At 64.7% G+C, this 2103-nt stretch carries 3 protein-coding genes; all 3 read right to left on the reverse strand.

Going from position 1 to position 2103, the window contains the following annotated elements; genetic code table 11:
* Nucleotides 1–1032 (reverse strand): gephyrin-like molybdotransferase Glp (gene glp, locus EN969_RS28210; RefSeq protein ID WP_164758562.1); only part of this gene is annotated, 1032 nt, incomplete at its 3' end.
* The gene (gene moaC / locus EN969_RS28215; RefSeq protein ID WP_013531740.1) at nt 1032–1514 is read right to left on the reverse strand and encodes a cyclic pyranopterin monophosphate synthase MoaC; all 483 of its coding nucleotides are present in this window, start codon (nt 1512–1514) and stop codon (nt 1032–1034) included. The genes glp and moaC, both read right to left, overlap by 1 nt.
* Nucleotides 1515–1516: 2 nt before the next feature.
* Nucleotides 1517–2103: indole-3-glycerol phosphate synthase TrpC (locus EN969_RS28220; RefSeq protein WP_164758563.1), on the reverse strand; the 587-nt coding region annotated here is incomplete at its 5' end.

Consider the following 2103-nt stretch of genomic DNA (forward strand, 5'->3'; position numbering starts at 1 on the left):
GTCCTGGCGCAAATCATTGGCCGGCATTGCGGTACCCAGTCGCGCTGGGCGAATGTCCTGGCGATGGTTGCGGCCACCGAGCCGCGCCAGCAGCGGCTTCAGGAACAGTTGCGAGCAGACCAGGCTTGCCACCGGGTTGCCGGGCAGGCCGATGCACCTGATATCGCCGAGGCGGCCGAACATCAGCGGCTTGCCGGGGCGCATGGCAATCTTCCAGAAGCCGAGCGTCATGCCTTCGCCGGTCAGCACGTCGTGGATCAGGTCGTGATCGCCGACCGAGGCGCCACCAAGCGTCACGATGACATCCGCACCGGCCGCCACCGCTTTTTGCACCAGTTCGGCGATGGCCTCCTTGCGATCGGCGGCAATGCCGAGATCGAGCGCGCGGGCGCCGACCGAGTGTGCGGTGGCAGCGACGCCATAGGCATTGGACGAGATGATCTGGTCCGGGCCGAGATTACTGCCCGGCGGCAGCAATTCGTCGCCGGTGGCGATGATGGCGACCAGCGGTCGTCTTACCACCTTGACCTGGGGATGGTTGGCCGATGCTGCCAGCGACAGTGCCGCCGGGTCGAGCAAACGGCCTCTTTCGAGCAGCATGTCGCCTGTTGAAAAATCGAGCCCGATGCGACGGATATTGCGCCATTGCGCCGTCGGCTCGGTCACTTCGATTTCGCCGCCGCCGAGGTCGCGGACATTCTCCTGGATGACGATGGTGTCGGCGCCTTCGGGCAGCGGCGCGCCGGTGAAGATGCGCACCGCTTGTGCCTTGCCGATCCTACCGGCAAAACCACGTCCGGCCGGCGCCATGCCGATCACCGACAGCCTGGATGGTACCGACGCCACGTCGGCGGCTCGAGCGGCATAGCCATCCATGGCGGAAGCGTTGAAAGGTGGCTGGGTACGGAGTGCCACGACCGGTTCCGCCAGAACACGATCCACCGCCTCGAACAGAGGAACGCTTTCGCCGGCTAGAGGTGCCGCACCATCGAGCAGGCGCTCAAGCGCCTCCGCGATAGGAACCAGCGCCATCAGGAACTCGCCTTGTAGTCACCCGACTTGCCGCCGGTCTTTTCGACCAGGCGGATGCCGGTGATGACCATGGCGCGGTCTACTGCTTTGGCCATGTCGTAGATGGTCAGGCAGGCTACCGAAGCGGCCGTCAGCGCCTCCATCTCGACGCCCGTCTTGCCGGTGACGCGCGCCAGCGCGGTGACCTTCAGGCCCGGCAATGCATGGTCGGGCTCGATGTCGACGGAAACTTTGGTCAGCAGCAGCGGATGGCAGAGCGGGATCAGATCATGCGTCTTCTTCGCCGCCATGATGCCGGCGATGCGCGCGGTGCCGAGCACGTCGCCCTTCTTGGCGTTGCCGGCGAGGATCATCTTCAGCGTCTCGGGCTGCATCGCGACAAAGCCTTCGGCGATCGCCGTGCGCGTTGTTTCTTCCTTGTCGCCGACATCGACCATGTTGGCCTCGCCCTGCGCGCCGAGATGGGTCAGGCCTGATACCATCGTCAGATAGCCTCGGCCAAAGCCTTGCCTGTCAGAAGCAAGCGCGTCGCGGTGGTGACGTCCTGTTGCCGCATCAGGCTCTCGCCGACAAGAAAAGTGCCGATGTCGCTCTTTTGCAGCCTGAGGCAGTCGTCATGCGAGAAAATACCGCTCTCGCTGACCAGCAAGCGGTCGGCCGGAACCATCTTCGCCAGCCGCACTGAAGTGTCGAGGCTGGTCTCGAATGTGCGCAGATTACGGTTGTTGATACCGATCAGCCGCGACGACAGTTTTAGCGCGCGCAACGTCTCGGCCTCATCATGCACCTCGATCAGCGCATCCATGCCGAGTTCGAATGCCGTTGCCTCAAGCTCGCTCGCCAGGGCGTCGTCGACGCTGGCCATGATGATCAGGATGGCATCCGCGCCCCAGGCGCGGGCTTCGTAGACCTGATAGGGATCGAACAGGAAATCCTTGCGCAGCGCCGGCAGCGCGACGGCGGCTCGCGCCCGGGTGAGAAATTCCGGCGCGCCCTGGAAGGACGGTGCGTCGGTCAGCACCGAAAGACAGGCAGCGCCACCCTTGGCATAGGCCTGCGCCAGCGCCGGCG

It is taken from the genome of Mesorhizobium sp. M7A.F.Ca.CA.003.01.2.1 (assembly GCF_003998945.1).
In the GTDB taxonomy this organism is placed as follows: domain Bacteria; phylum Pseudomonadota; class Alphaproteobacteria; order Rhizobiales; family Rhizobiaceae; genus Mesorhizobium; species Mesorhizobium ciceri.

What these genes read in the sequence shown, in the direction of transcription:
- moaC (WP_013531740.1), bottom strand. Translation starts at nt 1,514, where the DNA reads ATGGTATCAGGCCTGACCCATCTCGGCGCGCAGGGCGAGGCCAACATG.